Source organism: Novosphingobium sp. 9U (genome assembly GCF_902506425.1).
In the GTDB taxonomy this organism is placed as follows: Bacteria; Pseudomonadota; Alphaproteobacteria; order Sphingomonadales; family Sphingomonadaceae; genus Novosphingobium.
The window spans coordinates 1-22370 of the sequence record NZ_LR732518.1 but is presented as its reverse complement, the minus strand read 5'-3'; the positions used below and the strand labels follow the sequence as shown (position 1 = coordinate 22370).

Annotated in this window: 14 protein-coding genes and 5 pseudogenes; 14 read left to right on the top strand and 5 right to left on the bottom strand. The window is 61.3% G+C overall.

Annotated features, from left to right (window positions below):
• The 3 genes and pseudogenes from GV044_RS19600 to GV044_RS19590 all read left to right on the top strand — a co-directional run.
• Positions 1 to 446: pseudogene (locus tag GV044_RS19600) on the top strand (biotin synthase); the annotation flags it as partial.
• Positions 443 to 1315 (top strand): methyltransferase domain-containing protein, encoded by an 873-nt coding sequence (locus GV044_RS19595; protein ID WP_159874068.1) that lies wholly within the window; start codon positions 443 to 445, stop codon positions 1313 to 1315. The pseudogene GV044_RS19600 and the gene GV044_RS19595, both read left to right, overlap by 4 nt.
• 78 nt (positions 1316 to 1393) lie before the next feature.
• Positions 1394 to 2045, top strand: a pseudogene (locus GV044_RS19590) (tyrosine-type recombinase/integrase).
• 175 nt (positions 2046 to 2220) lie between these two features.
• On the opposite strand, the pseudogene GV044_RS22415 reads toward GV044_RS19590, so the two are convergent.
• Positions 2221 to 2496, bottom strand: a pseudogene (locus GV044_RS22415) (oxidoreductase C-terminal domain-containing protein); the annotation flags it as partial.
• Between GV044_RS22415 and GV044_RS19580 the strand changes: the two are divergent.
• The 4 genes and pseudogenes from GV044_RS19580 to GV044_RS19565 all read left to right on the top strand — a co-directional run.
• Positions 2494 to 3966 (top strand): annotated as a pseudogene (locus tag GV044_RS19580) (TonB-dependent receptor); the annotation flags it as partial. The pseudogenes GV044_RS22415 and GV044_RS19580 sit on opposite strands and share 3 nt — an antisense overlap.
• A gap of 17 nt (positions 3967 to 3983) precedes the next feature.
• Positions 3984 to 4877, top strand: a complete 894-nt coding sequence (locus tag GV044_RS19575; RefSeq protein WP_159874066.1) for an alpha/beta fold hydrolase — start codon at positions 3984 to 3986, stop codon at positions 4875 to 4877.
• Positions 4852 to 6110, top strand: a pseudogene (locus GV044_RS19570) (spinster family MFS transporter). Before GV044_RS19575 ends, GV044_RS19570 begins: the two are co-directional and overlap by 26 nt.
• 430 nt (positions 6111 to 6540) lie before the next feature.
• Positions 6541 to 6939: a VOC family protein gene (locus GV044_RS19565; protein ID WP_159874064.1), complete on the top strand. Its 399-nt coding sequence runs from the start codon at positions 6541 to 6543 to the stop codon at positions 6937 to 6939.
• A 1607-nt stretch (positions 6940 to 8546) separates the two neighbouring features.
• Here the strand turns inward: GV044_RS19565 and GV044_RS19560 are convergent.
• Both GV044_RS19560 and GV044_RS19555 read right to left on the bottom strand, forming a co-directional pair.
• A complete protein-coding gene (locus GV044_RS19560; RefSeq protein WP_159874062.1) occupies positions 8547 to 9806 on the bottom strand; it encodes a hypothetical protein in 1260 nt (419 codons plus the stop codon).
• 476 nt (positions 9807 to 10282) lie between these two features.
• A complete protein-coding gene (locus GV044_RS19555; RefSeq protein WP_236555128.1) occupies positions 10283 to 10795 on the bottom strand; it encodes an Lrp/AsnC family transcriptional regulator in 513 nt (170 codons plus the stop codon).
• 159 nt (positions 10796 to 10954) lie between these two features.
• Here GV044_RS19555 and GV044_RS19550 point away from each other — a divergent pair, with 159 nt between their 5' ends.
• The 5 genes from GV044_RS19550 to GV044_RS19530 are packed head-to-tail and all read left to right on the top strand — an operon-like array spanning position 10955 to position 17887.
• Complete coding sequence (locus GV044_RS19550; protein ID WP_159874060.1) at positions 10955 to 13540, top strand: TonB-dependent siderophore receptor; 2586 nt, start codon at positions 10955 to 10957, stop codon at positions 13538 to 13540.
• A gap of 23 nt (positions 13541 to 13563) precedes the next feature.
• The gene (locus GV044_RS19545; RefSeq protein ID WP_236555127.1) at positions 13564 to 14826 is read left to right on the top strand and encodes an FAD-binding oxidoreductase; all 1263 of its coding nucleotides are present in this window, start codon (positions 13564 to 13566) and stop codon (positions 14824 to 14826) included.
• A complete protein-coding gene (locus GV044_RS19540) occupies positions 14823 to 15350 on the top strand; it encodes a hypothetical protein (protein WP_159874056.1) in 528 nt (175 codons plus the stop codon). The genes GV044_RS19545 and GV044_RS19540 overlap by 4 nt, the downstream gene beginning before the upstream one ends.
• Positions 15343 to 16587, top strand: coding sequence for an FAD-binding oxidoreductase (locus GV044_RS19535; RefSeq protein ID WP_159874054.1), 1245 nt, complete (start codon positions 15343 to 15345; stop codon positions 16585 to 16587). Before GV044_RS19540 ends, GV044_RS19535 begins: the two co-directional genes overlap by 8 nt.
• Complete coding sequence (locus GV044_RS19530) at positions 16511 to 17887, top strand: D-amino acid dehydrogenase (protein ID WP_236555126.1); 1377 nt, start codon at positions 16511 to 16513, stop codon at positions 17885 to 17887. Before GV044_RS19535 ends, GV044_RS19530 begins: the two co-directional genes overlap by 77 nt.
• Positions 17888 to 18179: 292 nt before the next feature.
• Here GV044_RS19530 and GV044_RS19525 read toward each other — a convergent pair whose 3' ends face one another.
• Complete coding sequence (locus GV044_RS19525) at positions 18180 to 18455, bottom strand: hypothetical protein (RefSeq protein WP_236555125.1); 276 nt, start codon at positions 18453 to 18455, stop codon at positions 18180 to 18182.
• 442 nt (positions 18456 to 18897) lie between these two features.
• On the opposite strand from GV044_RS19525, the gene GV044_RS19520 reads away from it, so the two are divergent.
• Both GV044_RS19520 and GV044_RS19515 read left to right on the top strand, forming a co-directional pair.
• On the top strand, positions 18898 to 20193 hold the full coding sequence (locus GV044_RS19520; RefSeq protein ID WP_159874070.1) for an O-acetylhomoserine aminocarboxypropyltransferase/cysteine synthase family protein: 1296 nt from the start codon (positions 18898 to 18900) through the stop codon (positions 20191 to 20193).
• 495 nt (positions 20194 to 20688) lie between these two features.
• Positions 20689 to 21132 (top strand): SgcJ/EcaC family oxidoreductase, encoded by a 444-nt coding sequence (locus tag GV044_RS19515; RefSeq protein WP_159874048.1) that lies wholly within the window; start codon positions 20689 to 20691, stop codon positions 21130 to 21132.
• Positions 21133 to 22023: 891 nt separating this feature from the next.
• On the opposite strand, the gene GV044_RS22410 is transcribed toward GV044_RS19515, so the two are convergent.
• Positions 22024 to 22370, bottom strand: a 347-nt coding sequence (locus tag GV044_RS22410) for a hypothetical protein (RefSeq protein ID WP_236555124.1), incomplete at its 5' end; no start/stop codon positions are given.

The following is a 22370-nucleotide window of genomic DNA, read 5'->3' as shown; positions in this document are numbered from 1 at the left end:
AGACCCGCGCCGACCGCGTCGGCTTCATCCACACGCTGGCGACCTTGCCCGATCACCCGCAGTCGGTGCCGATCAACGCACTGGTGCCGGTGAAGGGCACGGTGCTGGGCGACATGCTCGCCGACACCCCGCTGGCCAAGATCGACGACGTCGAGTTCGTGCGCACCGTTGCGGTCGCGCGCATCACCATGCCGGGCTCGATGGTCCGGCTGTCGGCAGGCCGCGAGTCCATGTCCGAGATGACGCAGGCAATGTGCTTCCTCGCCGGTGCGAACTCCATCTTCACGGGCGACAAGCTGCTCACCGCGCCGAACGCAGGCGACGACAACGACATGGCGATGTTCGCACGCCTTGGCCTCAAGCCCATGGCGATCGACATCACCCCGGCAGAGGTCGAGGCGCAGCGTATGCCCAAGGGCTGCGCGAAGCTTGAGGCGGCCGAGTGAGCGCTCGCCGCTCAGTAACGGAATCGTTCAACCGTGCTGCCCATTATGATCAGCACGCCCAAGTCCAGCGCATGGTCGCCGAAGACCTCGCCGACAACATCTCGCGTTTACCGGTTGTCCTTGCGCTCGGAAGCGACTTGCGCATACTGGAACTTGGCTGCGGAACCGGCTTCCTCTCACAGGCACTGACGCGACGGGGATTGAGAGGCGATTGGCTCGTCACCGACATAGCGCCTGCGATGGTGCAACGCTGCCGCGCTCGAATGAACCAGGAAGCGACGAGCGCGACCATCAACTACGCTGTACTGGACGCAGCCAATATCCCGCCGCTCCCGGGCTTCCAGTTCGACCTGATTTGCTCAAGCCTGGCCTTTCAATGGCTCCCCGATCTGCCGTCGACCGTCGCAAACCTCACGCGATGCCTCGCGCCAGGGGGCTATCTTGCATTCACAACCCTGCTTGCGGGCAGCTTGCAGGAGTGGGCAGATGCACATCGAGCCGAGGGGCTGCGTACCGGGCTTCACTCGTATCCTGATGCCCAAGAACTTGCTGCAGCAATCCCTTGGGGCAACAATTATACGATCACGACAATTGACTACGTTGAACAGCATGACAGCGCTGAAGAGTTCCTGCGAGGGATCAGAGGCATCGGTGCAACAATGGCTGTTGAGGACCATCATCCGCTCACTCCACGCCAGCTCAACGCAGTGATGCGCGCCTTCGAGGATGCGGGATCCGAAGCAACCTATCGGGTCGCTCACGTGCGCATGGGTGAGCGGTGTCTCGGTCTACCGCCGAACGACCATCAACGAACATCGCCCCCCCCTCATCCACTCGAGAGCATCGTCCTTCACCTCGGATGGAGGTAGAGCAAGCCTTCGAACCGTCAGGTCGAACGAAGTTCTAATTGGACTTGCGCCGGCCCAGACTCAACCATAGGCCTCGTCATGTTCGGCCTTCCAAATGCCCGGTCTAAGATCACGCTGGACTCTGCATTCGATGATCTGCGGCCCTGGAACGAAGGACGAATAGTCGGTGCTAAGCGGGCCCTGAAACCTCAGCAGGTTCGGGCTATCCGGTTCTGGCTCGACCAGCACCGAAGGTTACGCGATCGAGCCCCCTTCGACTTAGCGATCGACAGCAAGCTGCGCGGCTGCGACGTCGTCAAGGTTCGGATCGGAGACATAACGGCTGGTGGTCGCATCGCGACCGGGCAATCGTCGTGCAGCAGAAGACGAAGCGCGCGGTACAGTTCGAGATCGTTGAACCAGCTCGGCAATCATTGCTCTCCTGGCTTGAACGACGTGGTGGCACCTTGAACGACTTCGTCTTCCCGAGCCGTAACGACTACATGGATCACATGAGCACGAGGCAGTATGGCCGGCTCGTCAGGGAGTGGGTTACGGGCATCGGCCTTCAAGCTGAGGAGTACGGGACGCACTCGCTGCGCCGCACCAAAGCATCTATCATCTATAAGGCACCGGCAACCCGCGGGCCGTTCAGATCCTGCTGGGTCACGCAAAAATCGAGAGCACCGTTCGTTACCTCGGAGTGGACGTAGAAGACGCGCTGGAGCTGTCTGGGCGCACGGAGATCTGATCTAAGCTGGCGTGACCCACTTGCTGCCATTCAAGGGCACCTTTCCGCTCTCCGAAACCGGACGTTTGTTCATGCGGCTCGCGCTAGAGCGCCGCGAGGCAAAGATGGTATTCGGCGCGTAAGGCGCGGCCCAGTCGCGATCGGCTCGATCGATCGGCCTTGAACTATAAATAGTCTGCAGTTCCTTGAGCGGCTTGTCCTTGTCCGCCAGCGCGGCGAGATCGGGCTTGGCGCCGGCTTCCACCAGCTTGCGCCCCTGTACGTAGTCCTTGACCATGTTGACGCAATCGAGCGCCAGCACGCGGCCTTCCTTCAGGTAGATGACATCGAAGGCGCGGGCTTCCGGCTCGCCGCGCACGACGACCTTGTCGTAGCCGACGTTGATGCCCGCAGTCTGCAGCCGCAAGTCGTACTGGTTGGACCAGAACCACGGGAAGGCCTTGTACGCACCAACGTGCCCGTGCTCCGCGACGTGATCGATAGCCAAGGCGGCCTGGTCTCGCCCAAGCAGGACATCGAGGCGTACGGCCTCGCGATCAACACCACCTCCGAATTGACCGATACGCTGACGCTGCGATCGATCAGCGCTTGCCGCAAGGACCGCTCCGACACCCCGATCGACTTCGACGCGCTGCCCGCAGCCGATGTCGACGTGCTCAGCATCTATGCCAACGAGCAGCTCAGCCAGGAATCCCAGTTCCTGTACGAGAGCGACAAGCTGAAGGGCCTGCTCGGCTTCTACTATCTGACCGCCACTGCCGACACACTGTTCGACGTGCGGCTGTTCAACACCGTTCCTGGTCTGACGGCCTTTACCGAAGCAGACGTCGACACCGACACTTACGCAGTTTTCGGAGATTTCACTTACGACTTCAGCGACCAATTCAGTATCTCTCTGGGCGGCCGCTACACCTGGGACAAGCGCGGCGCAGGAGTCGCCTTCGGCGCGCCGAGCACGATCTTTTCGGGCAAGCGCAGCTTCTCCAAGTTCACGCCACGCGCGTCCATCACGTTCAAGCCGACGCCCGACCACACGCTCTACGCCAGCTACTCGCAGGGCTTTAAGGGTGGCGGCTTCGACCCGCGCGGCGTCGGCGCCAATGCACCCGACCTCAACGGCGACGGCGTGCGCAGCAATGACGAGGTCTCCGCCCTCCTCAGCTTCCAGCCCGAGAAGGTCGACAGCTACGAAGTGGGCTACAAGGCCAGCCTCTTGGGCGATCGGCTCTACGTGGCGCTGGCGGGCTTCTATGCCGACTACACCGACGTCCAGATTCCCGGCTCGGTGGCCTGCAACGTCGGCGGGCTCCCCAGCTTCTGTGGCGTCGTTTCGAACGCCGGCAAGGCGACGTTCAAGGGTGTCGAGCTCGAAGCCCGGGCGAAGCTGGCCCAGGACTTCGCCACGGCCGGGGATCGGCTAACGCTCTCGGGCTCGCTCGGCTACGTTGATGCGCAGTACAAGGAATACATCACCAACATCGGCGGCAAACCGACCGATGTTGCCGGCTTCCGCAAGGTACAGAACACGCCCAAGTGGACCGCCAGCGGCAGCCTCGGCTACTCGACGCCGGTCGGCGAAGGCGACGTGAGCTTGGGAACCACGCTATCCTACCGCAGCAAGACCTATCAGTTCGAAATCCCCAACCCCTACATTGACCAGAACGGCTTTGCGCTGCTCGACGCAAGCCTCGTGTATACCGCGCCGGACAACCGCTGGAGCCTGGGCGTGTTCGGCAAAAACCTGACCAACAAGAACTACAAGACTTCGGGCTACACGTTCGTCGTCATAGATCCGACCACCGGCGCGATACCGCTCGGCACCAACGGATTGCCGTTGTCGGCGCTCGGCACCGAGGGCACGCTGACTGCCTACTACGGCAATCCGCGACAGGTCCTCCTCACCGGCACGCTGAACTTCTGAGGTTGAAAGGCGCAGCCATGAGCGAGCCCGATCCCTATCGCCATCACCGCTACCGCAGCGGCTGCGGGCGTCTCAACCTCTGCGCACGCGTGTACGAAGGTGAGGGACCATCACTGCTGCTGATGCACGGCCTCACCCGCAACAGCGGCGATTTTGAGCCGCTCGCGGCGCACCTTGGGGGACGTTATCGCCTGATCGTGCGGGACCAGCGCGGGAGGGGTCTGTCCGAGTACGACGCCGATCCGGCCAACTATCGGCCAGATGTCTATGCAGCAGACATGTTCGCGCTGCTGGATAGCCTGAGCGTCGAGCGGGTCACGACGATCGGCACTTCAATGGGCGGCCTGATAGCGATGATCATGGCAGCCATGCAGTCCGCGCGAGTGCAAGCCATGCTGCTCAACGACATCGGTCCGCAGATCGAGGCGACCGGCCTCGCGCGCATCCAGGGCTATGTCGGCCCCACGGACGACACAGCGAGCTGGGAGGAAGCTGCCACGCGCTGCGCTGCCATCAACGGCTCAGCGTTTCCGAATTACGAGCGCGACGACTGGGTTGCCTTTGCCCCGCGCAATTGCATGGAGACACCCGAGGGACGCATTCGCTTCGCGTACGATCCCGCGATCGCCGCCGGCACGACCGGCGACGATCTCGCAACGGTACCACCCGATCTCTGGCCCTTATGGGACATCTTGAGCGCGGTTCCGGTGCTCGTTCTGCGCGGAGCCTCGTCCGCCCTGCTCTCTGCCGAGACGGTGACCGAAATGGGGTGCCGGCATGCGGGTTCCTTCACCGCTGTCGAAGTGCCGGCCCGGGGTCATGCACCCATGCTCGACGAGCCGACAGCCACCGCCGCGATCGACGCCTTCCTTCAGGAGTTCGTCGATGACGGCCATAAGACCCGCGCCTAGTCAGCCCGCAAAGCCGGGCGTGGTCCTGGCGATGCTGCTGCTGGTCTACGTCTTCAACTTCGTCGACCGGCAGATTCTCGCGATCCTCGCCGGTCCGATCCAGTATGACCTTAATCTGTTCGATAGCCAGATGGGGCTACTGGGCGGCGTCGCCTTCGCCCTACTCTACTCCACCTTGGGCGTGCCCCTCGCCTGGGTGGCCGACCGCACCAGTCGCAGCTGGGTGATCGCGGTGTCGCTGACCCTTTGGAGCGGCTTTACCGCGCTCTGCGGACTGGCACAGGGCTTCTGGCAGTTCTTCCTGGCCCGACTAGGTGTCGGCATCGGCGAAGCCGGCGGCGTGGCGCCTTCATACGCGATCATCGGCGACTACTTCCCGGCCATCGACGAGCCTTGGCGCTTTCGATCTATTCGCTTTGCATTCCCTTGGGGTCGGCCGCGGGCGTGCTTGCCGGCGGGTACATCGCCGCGATGGTCGACTGGCGCACGGCTTTCCTGGCCGTCGGTGCCGCCGGTGTCATCATGGCGCCGATATTTAAATTCAGCGTGCGTGATGTTCCGAAGGCGTCGCTCGCGGGAGAGCAGGAGGTCTTGCCCTTCTCGGCCGTAGCTGCGACCCTGGCGCGCAAGCCCTCATTCTGGCTGCTGTCCTTCGGCGCAGCAACCAGCTCGATGCTCGGCTACGGCCTGGCGTTCTGGCTCCCCAGCCTGTTGCAACGCAGCTTCGGGCTCGGCCTGGTCAGCGTGTCGCAGTTCATCAGCGGCTTGCTGATCCTGGGCGGCGTGTCCGGCATGCTGTCTGGCGGCTGGCTCGGTGATCGACTGGGAAGAGGTGACAAGGCGTTCCTGGCGTATCTCCCCGCAGGAGCCTTCGTCATCGGTGTGCCACTGTTTGCGGCTGGCATCTACAACCACAACGTGAAGACCGCGTTCTTCCTATTCCTCATCCCGCAGGCGATGGCTTACGTGTGGCTTGGGCCAGTGCTGTCCGCCGTTCAGCAGCTGGTCGAGCCGGCTCATCGCGCCACGGCGTCCGCGCTGTTCCTGCTCATCAACAACCTGATCGGTCTTGGCGGCGGGATCTACGCGCTGGGGGCCCTGTCCGACTTCCTGCTTCCGCATTATGGCCTAGAGGCTCTGCGGTACTCGATGCTCTACTACCTAACGCTGTATCTGGTCTCAGCTGTGCTGCTGACACTCGCTGCCCCCCGATTGCGCCGAGACTGCGTCTGAATGTCGTTCATCTTGAGTGTCGATGTAAAACGCTCGACCCAGTTCTGGCCATTCGCCGGCACTGAGGCGCTCCCAGGGTCTGCCATTTATTCATCTCGGCCGAGCACCGTTTCGCGCTCTGAACATGCTTCAATGGCGCATGGGGGTGCAAGCGGTCAGGCCAAGCTCGAGCGGCGCTATCGATTGCGGTCGAACCTCAACTCGTGCTCGGCAGGCATCGGCCGCTATGCGCATTTTTTGTACTGGCGCCACCGCCTCTGCGAGATTTGCCGCCTTGATCCTACTCTCTGAAGTCAGAGCGGGGTCGACGAGATGGTCTCGAGTGGGGGATTGAATACGGCTGTAAGGGCCGTAGAAAAACGAGGGCGGCGAGGCAGCGCCTGGTTGCTTACTTACAGATGACTTATCGGCACTGGTAACGGAGATGCGCGTGCTGTTTCACACGATGGTTGGATCCAACGACATCGAACGCTCTAAGCGCTTCTACGATGAGGTACTCGGTGTTCTCGGCGTAAGCGAAGCAACGCAGAACATCGCAGACAGCGGCCATACTCGGCTCGTTTACGGAAGCGGAGATGGTACAAGCTTCATTGTAACTCAGCCCATCAATGATGAACCTGCTACCGTAGCAAACGGCGGCACGGTTGCTTTCTCATGCGACTCTCCCGAGCAGGTGAGGCGATTTCACGACATCGCGGTTTCCGCCGGTGGCACCTCGATCGAGCAGGCTCCCGGACCTCGCGAAACCAAGGCGATGGGGACTCTTGTGCTGGCCTACGTTCGCGATCCGGACGGCAACAAGCTTTGCGCGATCCACATACCTGGCTGAGTGTTGGTCCCGTAAGCTGACCGCGTGAGATCATGTCCTTGCCCACGGAGCCGTCGCCACCGAAGTGATCAATTGGTGCCCATCGCTGACCTACCCTGATGGGCAGCCCGTCGGCGGTAACCGGCCGGTACTAAAGCGTTTCTGCGGACCGATTCTGGACACCCAGACGCTTCGTTCAGCTGCCGAATTCCCGCGCTCGTTCCTATCGTTTGGCAGTTCCTCCGGCCAGCTAGCCGTTCAACAACGGACAGGAGGTAGTCGGGATGTCTTATTGCCACATGCATCACGCAGTAGTCCGGTGAGCATGACCTCCGTCCGCCGAACGCGCAACGCTCGACCTGCTGCGCCCAAACAGGACCATGGATGAGCCGCTCGCTTGGCGGCCGACTTTCGTATCTGGTTGTTAATGGTGGGTCCGCTTGCGTGCGAGCCAGTGCGCGCGCTCCAAGCCCTTGTAAGTACGATCAAAAGATCGATCTAAGCTCCATCTGATCTTTCCATGTAGAGCGTCCATTGCTGAGTCCCCCCCTCCACAAGCGTGCGGCGCTGTTGCGTGCAAGCGCTGGCCTTCTGCTGAGTTGCACTGTCCTCGCGTCGCTACCGAGCGGGCCTGCTGCTGCGGCCTCCCCGCCGAAGGCGAAGCGCATCCCGCGGCCCAAGCGCTCCAGCCTCGAGTACCGACTTTCCTGGGGCATCTCCTCCGTCCGGACCGATCGTGCCTACACTCGCGGTATTGACGGCAGCGGCATGACCGTGGCGATCATCGATGCTGGCATGACGCGAGAGGCCATGGGCCTTTTCGCGCATGTGTCCCCTGCCAGTATCGACCTTATCAAGAAGCGAGCAGCCCATGCTATCCGACAGATCGAAGTCATCTATAGTGACGGCAATGCCTGGCGCGCGTTTGTCTCGCGCTGCCCCCGCGCCGAGCGTGAGATGGGGGATCCCAGCATGGCAAGGCCGGCGAGGACGGAACGACGGTCAGGCCGAAAGGTCATCCTGGATTATGCTACCTCTGGCCTGCCATGACAACGGCACGTGGCGATCCTTCCCAATCTCTCTTCCTGAATTCCTGTTCAGGATGGAGAAACCGTGCCGATCGAGTGAACGGATGGCTGTCCTCCGGGGGGGCCTCCCTGACCAACATTGGGCTGAGCTGCTTGCCACTCTGGAACGGTGCAAGGAATGGCCACCCTGACCTATCGTTGTTCGGCAGACCCATAAATGGACGTTCAGACCGCCCTGCCCGCTTCCCAACAGCGGCTTTCATTCATGTTGGGCCGGTAAGCGCTCTGGCTGGTTGAACCCGCGGCTCGGGTCGGCGGGAGCTGGGAAGAAGCCGTCGTTCCGCTGAGGAACGCCCGAGCAGAATATCCATAACGGGTTACTGGTGTCATAAGCGGAGGGCTATGACCTGGAATGGGAATGGCAAGAAGCGCATGTCTCGGCCGTTCAGCCTCGGCACCAAGCGAAGCGGCGAGGTGCTCTACGATGGCTCGCACCTTTGCTGATGGCCTTGAACCTGCAGGGAAGACCGCGAACACCTCAGCCGGCTCGAGCTGGTAAGGTTCCAACTCGATCTCTCGGTGTGTGCGGAATAAGGCGACCTAGCTGGGCGGTGGTCCGGATGCCTTGGTCAGATCCAGCACCTGCAACTGGCGCACGCCTGCCGGCCGTTTGATGAGTGAGCCAATCGGGACGACGTGCTCCGCGCGCCAGGTTAAGCGGTCGACGCGGTAAACCCCGGGCTGACCCGGTGGCAGCGCAAGCGGTGCGTAGCGGCGTTTGGCGATGCGCTTCAAGTATGCCGCAGTCCATCGTAGGTCGCCCTTTCCACGGAGCACGTCCACTTCGGACACGTGGCCATCGGACGCCACCATGTAGCCGATGTCCGCCCACTGGATCGAGAGAGCCTCGCTGGGGGCCGGCCCGGCAGGGTTTCCCTCCATGAAGCGCTTGGCATTCTCCGCCGCTGACTGCGCAGCGCTCGGTTCGGCGGAGACGTCGTGCAGCAGCACTGGAGGGGTTGTGGGGTCCGTGCGCAGTGTCGCCAGCAGGGCATCTATGCCGCCCTGCTCGCCTTTCTTTGCCGCAATGCGTGCAGCCAAGACGGCGCGCATCTGAGCTACTGTTGGTTCGTCCGCTGCCGGCATCTTTTCGACGGCCCGTAGCCGACTTTCGCTTAGCGGCAGGTTATCACGCGCGAACGCCATGTGCGCTCCCCGCAGGGCCGTCAGCGCCGCAAGCCGCGGTTGCTGCTCTTGAGAAAAGCCCTGCTCTGCGGCGGCATAGCGGCGCTCGGCTTCGCGCCAATCGCCGCGTTCGGCATAGTAGTCGCCAAGTTCGATGCCGAGTAGAAGCACTTGCATGTCGTTGGCTGGCAGGTTGTTGCGCAACGTGTCGGACTTGCCGATGATGGCTCTGCGGTGCGCGTCCATGTCTCCGCGATGTAAACCTACAGTGCCGCTAGCCTCATAGAGCGCGGCCACCATGCGGGGAAAGGTTCTTGCGGCACCCTTGTCGCGTTGGATCGCGGCGTTGAGTGTGCGTTGAGCACCGTTGTAATCGCCGGCGGCAAACTGTGCCTCCGCGAGCGCGATTGACATGCGAATATCGTCGGGCGAGGAGCAGCCGCGCGCGATGCACGCGTTCAGTGCTCCATCGATCCGCTTAGCTTTTACGACGATATCAGAGGCCGGCGCTGCCGAAGCAGCTACTTGTGCGAGGATCAGCATAGAGACGGAAAACATGGCAATTTCCCTAAACGCTCGACGCACGATCATGATCGGTGTGCCGACTTTGGCAACAGTTTTCCGACATCCGCTTAGCTGCCGATGAAGCAGTCTGCGTTGGGGTCGAGCGACCACTAGGCTCAGCCCTTATCACGACTTTCCAGGCTACAGTTGCACCTGCGCCCCAGGGTGAAAGCAGTTTTCTCTTCACGTTTGCCCGATGTTTCCACTCGGACGATCTTCCAGTCGAGTTCTCGCAGTATGATCCGCCGATCACGGGTAACCAAATCAGCGGCGTCTTGCGAATGGCTGTTCCAGGGTTAGATGTGCGGCCACTAGAGGATCGCGATCAACGAGGGCAGATATCCCAGGATTGCTTCGGAATGACGTAAGCTGATCGCGAGCTGCCATGCTCGTCCGCTGGGCGGTGACCCACTTGCGGCCACTCGGACCACCCTTTTCCCGTCCCAACTTCGGTTACTCGTTCACCCTAGTTGCCAACGGAAGTGTCGGCTTCCCGACGCTGCGAAGGAATCAATGCAAGCCTTTGTGTCGATTCAATTTGGCGCAACACCGCGATGTGACCGGTAGACCCAATTAGCCGGTGCGGCTTAATCGAGGCGGTCGAATGCCGCTGGCGGCACTAGCCGTGCCGCCACTTGCCGCATCACGAAGCTACTGCGAATTCGCGCTACATGAGGTAGCGTGGATAGCTCCTTGCGATAGACGGTGTCGTAAGCTTCGAACGTCGGCACATGCACCATCATGATGAAGTCGGTCTCGCCCGAAACGAAGCTGCAGAACGACATCGACGGGCAACCCAGCACGGCTTCCTCGAAGTCCATCAGCACCTGCTCGGCTTGTGAGGTTAGCTCGATGTGCACGATTACCGTCATCGAGAGACCCAAGACCTGGGCGCTCATGAACGCGGTGTAGCTCTTGATCACGCCCGCCTCTTCCAGCTGGCGCCGGCGACGTGCCACCGCGGTGCTCGACAAATGCAAGCGTTCTCCAAGGGCCGTGTCGCTGATCCGACCATCCTCGACGAGCGCCTTTATGATTCGGTAATCCATGCGGTCGAGCGGCACTGCGCCGGATTTCGACGAGATCATTGAGTTTTGCATGGAAAGTCACTCTTTCATTCGATTTGTCGGCTTCAGTTTGCTGAGATTTGATTTTGCGCATCGGCTACATTGAAATGCAACAGAGAAATGCAGCATATCGCAGCATTTCCAATCTGACGGGGAGGCATAGCAACGATTTCATCTTTATGGGGGCAAACGATGAAGTATTCGAAGACCAGGCTCTTGACCGCGACGGCGTTCTCACTGTTCGCCTGGTCGCAAGGTTCGCATGCCCAGGAAACCTCGCCGGAGACAACTGATCTGGACAGCCAGATCGTCGTCACCGGCAGCCGGGGTAAGCCGCGGACTGTAGCGGACTCTGCCGTTCCCATCGACGTCATTCCGCAGGCAGAGATCGAGGCGATCTCGTTCACCGACACGCAAGATGTGATTAAGACGCTGGTCCCGTCCTACGCCGTGGGCCGCAACCCAAATTCGGACGGCGGCACTTTCGTGCGTCCTGCCACGCTTCGGGGTCTTCCAGGCGATAAGACGCTGCTGCTGGTGAACTCAAAACGACGTCACAAGTCTGCGGTGATGACCACCGGCGGCGCGGGCGCACAGGCTGCAGACGCTGCCACCATACCGTCGCTCGCACTGAAGTCCGTCGAAGTGCTACGAGACGGCGCGGCTGCCCAATATGGCTCTGACGCAATCGCCGGGGTTATCAACTTTCTTCTGAAGGATGCAGATCACGGCGGTTCACTCATCGTGCAGGGTGGTCAGTACTACAAGGGAGATGGCGAGGACCTGATGGTCTCCGGCAATATCGGCATGAAGCTGACCAGCAATGGCTTCCTGAACGCCACCGTCGAGTACACCAGGAATGCGCGTACGACCCGGTCCAATCAGTTCTGCAACGTGTCCTTCTGCGTCGTGCCGTATGCCGCCGCCAATCCCAGCTACGCCGCGTTGATCGACATAGATGACCCGGTGCAGCGTTGGGGACAACCCAAGGGTGAGGCGATCCGCGGTTTCGTGAATGCCGGCATCGACCTTGAAGACGGATCGCGTATCTACGCCTTCGGCAACTACTCACGCTCGAAGTCGACAGGCGACTTCCACTATCGGTATCCCGCTGCCGGGCAGGTGGTGAATGACAATCCCATTCGGCTGCAGGATGGCTCGGTCTTCCGCTTCAACCAGCTCTTCCCGGCAGGGTTCACGCCGCAGTTCTCGGGCAAGGTGACCGACCTCAGCGTGGCGGTTGGCTACCGCGGCGAACTGGGCGGCAGCGATGGCCTCAGCTTCGACCTGTCCGGCCGCTACGGCAAGAGCCGCATCGACTACTCGCTCAGCAACACCGTCAACGCATCGATCGGCCCTGATACGCCGACGAAATTCTTGCCCGGGTCGTTGGTCTCGGACGAGCTCTCCGCCAACGCGGATTTCTCCTATGCCCTGGAGACCGGCTTCCTTGCCGAACAGCTGACGCTCAGTTTCGGTGGCGAGTTCCGGCGAGAAGGTTACAAGATCATAGCTGGCGACCCCGCCTCCTACGCCGCTGGGCAATTCGCCACGCAGGATCCCTTCGACTTCTGCACCGACACGCATACCTTGCGCGCGAGCGCGCCGCAGAATGCCGGCATCAATTGCGCCAATTACCTCAGCAGCAGCGCCGACGGGTTCGCCGGGCTCGATCCTGCATACAACGTGCTCGCCGTCGGCTCGAACGGGTTCCCGGGCTTGTCACCTACCGCTGCGGGCAGCTTCCACCGCAACAGCTATTCCTTTTATGGTGAGGCATCGACCGACATAGTGAAGGGCTGGTTCGTGGACGGCGCCGTGCGGTACGAGCACTTCGCAGACTTCGGATCGACCGCGAACGTGAAGGCGGCCACCCGTATCGAGATTGCCGATGGTGTCGCTCTGCGCGGCTCGATCGGGACTGGTTTTCGCGCGCCGACACCCGGACAGCTGTATTACACCAGCGTTTCCGTCCGCAACGTGGACGGGAATATCACGCAAGCCGGACTGTTCCCAGCGACCAACCCGGTTTCCGAATACCTCGGCGCGAAGCCGCTAAAGCCGGAAAAGTCCACCAACTTTTCGGCCGGCTTCACTCTCAGCGTCCTGCAAGGTTTCTCAATGACCGCCGACGCCTACCTGATCAAGATTCGTGACCAGGTCTACTCGACATCCGCGATCACGGTGACGCCGGCGATCCGCGACCGCATGATCGCCGCCGGAGTGGTCGGCGCCGAGAGCATCTCCAGCGTCAACTTTTTCCAGAACGCGTTCGACTCCACCACCAAAGGCTTTGACGTCGTTGGCACCTACAAGCAGAACTGGGGCAGTGGTCAGTCCACCTCGCTGACCGCGAGCTTCAATCTCAACCGCTACAAGATCGACGATCTGAAGATCCCCAACCTGTTCAATAGCGTGTCGGTGTTCAACTTCGAGAAATTTCAGCCCCGCTGGCGCAGCGTGATCAGCCTGGTTCACGAGATCGGGCCGTTCGAGGCGCTCGTCCGCGGCAACCTGTACGGTCCGTACAAGGCGCAGATCAACACCGCGCCCGCCTTCCCGATCCAGAGCTTCGGCACAGAAGCGCTGATCGACGTGGAGGTGAGCTACACAATTGCCGAGAAGCTGCGGCTTTCGGTTGGCGCGCGCAACGTGTTCGACAACTATCCCGATCGCGACAAGATCGGACAAGCCGTCAACGGCGCGATCTACCGCTCGGACTCCGTCGTCGATTGGCAGGGCGGCTTCTACTACGCCCGCGCCGGTTTCTCGTTCTGATCGCCCGGGGGAAGGTACAGCACATGGTGGACATGGACAGACGAGCCGCGCTGACGGCTCTGGGCACTGCGGCAGCCGCGACCGCCATTGCGCAAACGGCGCAGGCGGCCACGCGCAAGGCTCCCACGATCGGACGGAACCTGCCGGACATCACGGTGGTCGGGGCCGGCGCCTTCGGGGCCTGGACGGCGCTGTGCCTGCGCGAGCGGGGCGCCAAAGTCACGCTGATCGACAGCTACGGCCCGGGCAACGCCCGTCAGACTTCCGGTGACGAGACCCGCCAGATCCGTGCCGCCTATGGCGACCGCGAGATCTACACGCGCTGGGCGATGAAGGCCTTCACTCGCTGGCATGAGCGGCAGGATGAGTTCAAGCGCCGCCTGATCTATGCCAACGGCGTCGTCACGCCGCACCAGAAGCCGGAGTCGGTCAAGGCCCAGCTTGCGCTCTTTGACAAGCTGAAGATCCCCTACGAGATGCTGACTGGCGACGAACTCGCCAAGCGCTGGCCGCAAGGCCGCTATGACGACATCGATGTCGCCATGTTCGAGCCGCGCGCGGGCACGGTGAAGGCGCGAGAGTCCATCATCGCCGCATCCGAGGTGTTCCGCCAGAAGGGCGGCACCGTGAAGCTCGGCATGGCCAAACCGGGAGCCTCGACCGGCGGCCGCATCACGGACCTCGCCTTGGCAAGCGGTGAGCGCCTGAGCACGGGCATGGCGATCTTCGCTTGCGGTCCATGGCTGCCGACGCTGTTCCCCACGTTCATGGACGGCTTCATCTCTCGCCGCCGCAACGAGGTGTTCTACATCGGCTCCCCGCCGGGTGACGACCGCTACCACGTCGAGCGCTTCCCTAACATGTACCACGGCGATGGGATGGCCGGCGCCGGCTACTCGTTGAGTGATGTAGACTACGGCTTCAAGGTCGCGCCGTCGGCGGGCGCGAGCATCCCGATGGACCCGGACAGCGGTGAACGGATCGCCTCCAACTTCGTCCTCGATTACGCGCTTGAGTTCGTGAAAATGCGCGTGCCCGGCCTCGTCGGACAGCCAGTGGTGGCAAGCCGCGTCTGCACCATCGAGAGCTCCGACAACGGCCACTACATCATCGACACTCACCCTGAGTTCCAGAACGTGTGGATTGCGGGCGGCGGCTCGGGCCACGCCTTCAAGATGGGGCCGCAGACCGGCGAGTACCTGGCCGACCGGGTCCTCGGCATCGCCGATCCCGCGGAGGAGAAGGCGCTGTTCTCGCTTGCCTCACACGGAAGGGCCCGGCCGTGAGCGCGCGTGGCACCCTCGCCCGCATCCTGTGCACGGTCGCGGCTTTCGCCCTCGCTCCCGCAGCCCGAGCGGCCTGCGCCGACGATCCGCATTACCGCCAGATGGACTTCCTGGTCGGCAGCTGGGACGTCTCCAGCCACGGCGAGAAGACCGCCGAAGTCACCTGGTCCCGCGAGTTGGACGGATGCGGGCTCCACGAAGTATGGAAAGCCGCGCCGGGCCGCAGCGGTATGGGCATGATGAGCTACGCCCCCCTGCGCGACAGCCTTACCTACTACTGGGTGTCCGAAACCGGCGCGAACAACGTCTATTCTCAGGCCGAAGCGAGGCCCAACGACCTGACTTTTCTGATCGAGACCAGGCACCCGTCCGGCACGGGCAAGCGCGCACGCCGCTTCCGCCTGGCGCTGCAGCAGGACGGCACGGTGCTTGAGGACTCGCGCTTCAGCGACAACGGCGCTCCCTACCAACCCGAATTCCAGCTGGTGTGGACGCGCAAACAGGAGACCACGACGCATGACTGACCAAGTCGATCGGCGCAGCCTGATCAAGGGCATTGGCCTGGCCGGCGCCACCGTGGCGATCGCCTCGACCGCGCGCGCCAAGGCGCCATCTATCGGCCGCAACCTTCCGGATGTCGTGGTCGTCGGCGCCGGGGCTTTCGGGGGCTGGACCGCGCTGGAGCTGCGCGAGCGCGGCGCCAAGGTCACCCTGGTAGATCTTTATGGCCCCGGCAACCCGCGCGCCTCGTCAGGCGACGAGAGCCGCCTGATCCGCGCTTCATACGGCGAGCGCGAGATCTACACGCGGATGGCGGTTAGGGCCTCGCAGCTATGGCACCAGCGGCAGGAGGAATTCGGCCGTAACATGATCTACATCAACGGCAGCCTGCGCCAACTCAAACCCGAGGCGGTGGCAGCGCAGGAAGTGATCTTCAAGAAGCTTGGCCTGCCCTACGAACTGCTCGGCCCCGACGAGATCAAGTATCGCTGGCCGCAGCTGAACTACGACGATGTCCCGCAGCTGTTTTTCGAGCAGAAGTCCGGCATCGTCAAAGCGCGCGAGAGCATGATCGGCGTTTCCGAGATGTTCCAGAAGAAGGGCGGCAAGATTCAGATCGGCCATGCCAAGCCCGGCACCGCCGGCAGCGGCTCGCTGCGCGACGTGGCGGTGGACGGACAAGCTCTGGCCGCGGGGCGCTTCGTCTTCGCATGCGGGCCGTGGCTGCCAAAGCTGCTACCCTCGCTACTCGGAGACAAGATCCTCACCCCGCGGCGTGAAATGTTCTATGTCGGCTCCCCGCCCGACGACCGCCGGTACCGCTGGGAGCATTGTCCCAATCTCAGCGATGCCGACACCTACACCGCGGCGGATGTCGACTATGGCATCAAGGTTGCGGGCAAAATGCCGAACATGAAGGTCGATCCCGATACGCAGGACCGGCTCGTCTCCGCTTTCCAGGGCGAAGCCGTCGAGCGCTATGTCGCCAAGCGTATGCCCGGGCTAAAGGGACAGCCGATCGTCGCCTCGCGGGTGTGCCAGACCGAGTACAGCGACAATGGCCACTACATCATCGACACGCACCCGGAGTACGCCAACGTGCTGATCGCCGGGGGTGGTTCCGGGCACGCCTTCAAGATGGGGCCGGCGCTCGGTGAGTATGTCGCCGGCAGGGTTCTGGGTGATGCGGGTGACCCGCAGGCGGCGGCGCTCTTCGCAATCGGCGCGCACGGTCCGGCGAACGGCTCGCCAGCAGAGTAAACTTCCGCCGTTGAGCCCGCCGAGCCTTGTGCCGGCGGGCTTATTGGCGACCCGAAAGACACGACCCATGGCCAGCATCCTTGTGATCGGCGCCGGCATCACCGGCGTCACGACTGCGTACGCGCTGCTTGAACGGGGCCACACGGTGACCATCGTCGACCGGCTGCGCTATCCAGCTATGGAGACCTCCTTCGCCAATGGCGGGCAACTCTCCGCTAGCAATGCAGAAGTCTGGAACAGCTGGGGGACGATCGCCAAAGGCCTCAGGTGGATGCTGCGCGCGAACGCGCCGCTCCTCTTCAACCCGAAGCCGAGCTGGCACAAATACAGCTGGATGGCCGAGTTCTGCGGGCAGATCCTCAATCATCGCCGCCATACGATCCAAACGACACAGCTTGCGATCGCCGCCCGCGAGCACCTTTTCCGCACTGCGGAGCGCGAAGGTATCGAGTTCGACTTGGAGCGTCGCGGCATTCTCCACTTGTACCACAATCGCGCGGCCTTCGATCAGGCGGCAGCCGGCAATGTCTTGCTCCGCGAAGGCGGGCTTGAACGATACGCGGTGACGAGCGAGGAGATCGCCGCGATCGAGCCGACACTCCACGGTCCTTTCAGCGGCGGCTACTTCACCCCGTCTGACTCGACGGGCGACATCCACAAGTTCACCCGCGGACTGGCGGCTGCCTGCGAGCGCCGCGGAGCGCGGATTGTCATCGATGCTCAGGTGGAGGACGTCGAGCCCGGCAACGGGCATGTGACGACAAAGATCGTGGCTGCTTCGATCGACAGCGAAGCCATTGTGACCGATGCCGTCGTGGTTTGCGCCGGAGTGGCGAGCCGCACGATAGCGGCCCGCTTGGGCGACCGCATCAACATCTATCCGGTCAAGGGCTACTCGGTTACCGTCTGCCTCGACGACTCCCAAAGCCAGGCAAGCGCGCCCACCGTCAGCTTGCTAGACGATGATGCCAAGATTGTTACCAGCCGCCTCGGCCAGAGCCGCTTTCGCATTGCCGGCACGGCCGAGTTCAACGGCATGAACAAGGACATCCGTGCCGACCGCATCGCGCCGCTTACGCGCTGGTGTGAGCGCCTGTTCCCTAACGTTTCAACTTCATCGGTCATACCGTGGACGGGCCTGCGACCCATGACCCCGACGATGTTGCCGCATGTGTGCCGCGGCCGTCGAGACGGAGTTTTCTACAACACCGGCCATGGTCATCTTGGCTGGACCCTCTCTGCGGCTACAGCCGAACTCGTCGCGGAGCAAGTCGAGCATCATTTCAGAGTGCGCGCTTAGTAAAACTCGAGCCCATAACCCTTCTCTAAGGTTGCCCTAGTCGGCTATGGCTCACCCCTTTGCAGCTCTTCGCAGCCCTGAACCGCTCCCTGAAAAGCCTGCAGTGGAAAGCCGCTGGACCCATAAACCGCCATTCAGGGGGTGCTTCCCGCTTCCCAACTTCCACCGCCTGTTCACATACGCGAGTGACGAATGTCCGCGAGCTGGACCGAGCAACGAGCGACGAGCGACGAGGTGAATTGCCGCCACGCAGAACACTGCCGGGTGCACCTCAAGCATCCATTGGACAGCGTCAAATCGCCAGTACCAGAGCGTCATCTGTCCTTGGAGTGGACACAACGATACCAGTGAGCGGCTCGAAACGCTCATCGATAAGCGTGCAATCGACAAGCCCGCTCAGCTTGAACTGACCTAACCGAAGTGCCTGGTCGGTTCGCCAGGCCTTGCGTACGTTGAGCGCGCACAAAAAGAGCTCGCCATGGCGTTCATAGAGGAGGTGGGGCGCCAGCAGCGTGGTCACTCCATTGTAAACCGCCTCAACCAGTTTCTTGGTTGCGATCGCTTTCATGAGGATCAGTCTGGGGTCAGTCATAGCGCCTTAGGAACTGTGGTCAGCGGGATCTGTTGCAGTGCAGCATTGTCATTTAACGACCTGCCGGTGGCAAGCATGCCGACAAAGAGCCGGTTGAAGGCGGACCCCGCCCCCGTCCCAACTGTGAGATTCGGTTGCCGACGCTCGCCGCGCTGAGCCGGTTTCCAGAAACAAAGGGCCACCCCTCGCATCTCAACCCCGACATCTTGTACATCTATGCAGCACCGCCGCCGCCCAGTGATCCGCTAGGTTAAAAACAGAGTAATCTGAATGAATTGGTGCGCCCTTTCCAATTTACCCCGGACAATAACTCACTGCTGTGCGGAATAGTGAACGTTGAGAGCAGCTCTGAGATGCAGCTTACTTTTCAGAATAATTCGAAGCCGCTATTGTGCCGTTACTCAGAGAGAGTCAGCCTATGAACAGCAAACGTTACCGCCCCGAGACCTCAGCGCTACATGCCGGGTGGCGTTCGGATGGCGCCACAGGTGCTGTCGCCCCGCCGATCTACCAGACCACCTCCTATCAGTTCCGCAGCGCCGCACATGCTGCAAGCTTGTTCGCCCTGGAGGAACTCGGCAACATCTATACGCGGATTGGCAATCCGACCACAGACGTGCTTGAGCAGCGCATGGCCGCGCTGGAAGGCGGAGCCGCGGCACTGGCCGTAGCCTCTGACCAAGCGGCATCTGCTTACGCGGTGCAGAACCTCGCCAGGGCTGGGGACAACATCGTCAGCGGCACTGACCTTTATGGTTGCACTTACAACCTGTTCGCCAACACGATGCGCGACATGGGGATCGAGGTTCGGTTTGTAGACCCCGTCGATCCCGCCGCTTTTGAGAGGGCGACTGACGAGCGGACCCGCGCGTACTATGTCGAAATGCTGCCCAACCCGAAACTTGTGGTAAGCCCCATCGTCGAGATCGCTGCGATCGGGAGAGCAAAGGGCGTACCGCTGATCGTCGACAACACCGCCGCCCCGCTGATTGCCAGGCCACTAGATCACGGTGCCGCCATCGTCGTCTACTCCACCACCAAGTATATAGGTGGCCATGGGACCTCAATCGGGGGCCTGATCGTAGACGGCGGCAATTTCGACTGGGCCGCTTGGCCTGAGCGCCACCCGTCGCTCAACATGCCCGATCCAAGCTACCATGGCATCATCTGGGTAGAAGCAGCCAAGCCGCTCGGCCCGATCGCCTATGTGCTGCGCGCCCGGACCGTGCTGCTGCGTGACTTGGGAGCAGCGCTGTCGCCGTTCAGCGCCTTCCAGTTGCTTCAAGGTCTCGAAACGCTGCCGTTGCGCATGCCGGGCCACTGCGAAAACGCTGCTAGCGTCGCCCGCTTCCTTGCCGACCGTGCTGAGGTGACGAAGGTCATTCATCCGTCGCTACAGCACGGTCCCGAGCGTCAACGCGCGGATCGCTACCTGAGCGGTGGGGATGGTGGTCTTGTCGGCTTCGAGTTGGGCGGCCGGATTGAAGCAGGACGGCGCTTCATCGACGCGCTCCAGCTTTTCTATCATGTCGCAAACATCGGCGATGCGCGCAGCTTGGCTATTCACCCTGCATCGACGACCCACTCGCAACTGTCGCCCGATGAGCAGTTCGCTACCGGCGTCTCCCAAAGCTATGTGCGATTATCCGTCGGCCTCGAGCATATCGAGGGCATTCTTCAAGATTTGGATCAGGCACTTAGCGCAGCAGCTTAGGCAATCAGACACAAGTCTGCAGGCCGAAACTTTCGAACCGTCGAGACCCAGTTTGTTTGCTCATCGCCAACTATAGGTTCCCCAACTCCGACCGCTCATTCATCTCGATCCCATCCCTACTTAGGTCTTAAGATGCGGAGGAGCTGAGGCTTTCTGCCGTTGCTAATTTGAGGTGTCGCATGGGAAGATTTGTCAGGAGCCACCACTCGCCACACGTGATCCCCGCAGTCGGCTTGCGCGGACGTCGCCATCCATTAGATCCACAGCATTAACTTGCAGCGGCAAATATGGCCTATCATTACTTCTGCAATTTACATCACCTATGCTAGAATTATACTCTCGAGCGAGGTCTTGCGCTATTAAACACAGGAATCAGATGTGCACGAATCAAGGCGTCGCTTCATACGAAAAATTCTTATCGCATTCGCCCTTCTCAATGCCGCGGTAAGTAGCCTCGCTGCCGCAGCGCCAAACTCCTCAGAACATATCACTCCGATGATCGATGCCGCAGCGGCGTTGATCGCTAAACCGCTGGTTGATCAATTTGCAGCTTCTTGGAACACGCACAAGCTGATTGGCTTCGACGCGATCTTCTGGCCTGATAGCACGTTTATCCATCGTGGCGGCGACCTGATCAATGGCGGCGTGGAAATCCGAAATTACCATTCGAAACTCCATACAGATCCTTTCTTCGCGACAAGCCGCCTTGTGCTGACGATCGAGCGAGCGAGGCAATTGGCACCCAATGTCGTTCTTGTCACTGTACGCAGCCCAGCCTGGCTCGGCCCGAAACAGTCCGTTGAAGTCGGCAGTCGACCGACTTTTGTAATTACACGCAAGAACTCTAGCTGGCGGATCGCCTTTTGCCAAAATACAGAGCTTGAGCGGGCGAGACAGGCTACCGACGACCTTGGGCTCGGCACGCAGGTGCAGCGCTAATGAACACGCCCGTGCCGGCATTCAGATCGGGAGGCTCATCGGCGCGAGGCAAATGAGGGTACAAATAAAAAACGCCCTCTGAACGCCTGCAGCAGAAAGCAGCCGTCGCGCACGATCGGCCCGATCCTGAGTTGGTCTGCGTACAGGATCACTTGCGATTACAGACTATGCAGGCCTTGTAATTCTCTGCATTGTTCGAGAAGTTGCTTGGCGCAATGCTCCGCTCAGTGTGTGTTCCGATCGCAATTTACGTTTCAACTCAACTGGAACAGAAAATGCCTCTTCCAGCATTCGACGATACGAGCCACGCGATAGGCCATCCACCCCGTCGTTGGCAATCGTGAGCGGCGTTCTTGGCATATGTTCGTTCGGAAGCCTCATCGCATACATCACGACGCCGTCCCTGCAGATGCAGAAATCCAGCGGGGTGCGGCCCCGGGGCCAGCTACTCTTAAACGTCCAGTTTTGTCGTCCGCTGCGCAGGTTCTCATGATGATCCCCGTGGCGATTTGGCTTTATGGTCAGAGCGTTAAACGATCAGCAGCGGGGGTCGAAATGGGATAGGTCAAGGTTGGACCATCTTGGGGTTGTGGCTCTGGCTGGCGTGGCAGTTCTTCGATTGGCAGCGATGGCGGAGGCCGCGGTGTCCGACATCCTCTTCATGCTTCCAATGAGCATGGTTGGCCTATGCTCGCGGCGATTAATTGAAAGAACTCCATCGCGTTGCCCGGCTGGATGAGGACTGTGGGTCTGGTGGCCGGATTTGGTCTGGTCGGAGTTGGTCTGAAGTTTCTCTTCAACGGCGACCAAGCTGTCTTGTCAAACAACCCTGTGGCCTATGATGATGACGTGAATTTCACATCGCTCTGGGCTTATTCGGGTTTCCCGGATTTAACCTATTCGCGACCTGGTCCGTTCTGCTTTGTCTACGATTGCTAGGCACTCGGCATCTTGGATGAAGATCTGTGGGACGCCCTCCGAGCGCACTTGGCGAATGGTCATCCTCCATGTTTGGCAAGCAATATGGCGGCTTTCGAGCTGCCCAAAGTAGTTGCTTCGGACGGCCCAGTTGCGGCCACTCAGACCACCCTCCTCGCTCGCCAACTTCTGCCGCTTGTCGTCTAATCGCGTCGGTTGCAAGAGGGCTTTGGAGATGCCGTTGCCGGGAGCATGGTCGTCTTCGCGGTCGGCATATGCCGCCGCATGATGGAGCTTCGCGGGCGATCCTTCCAAGGTTC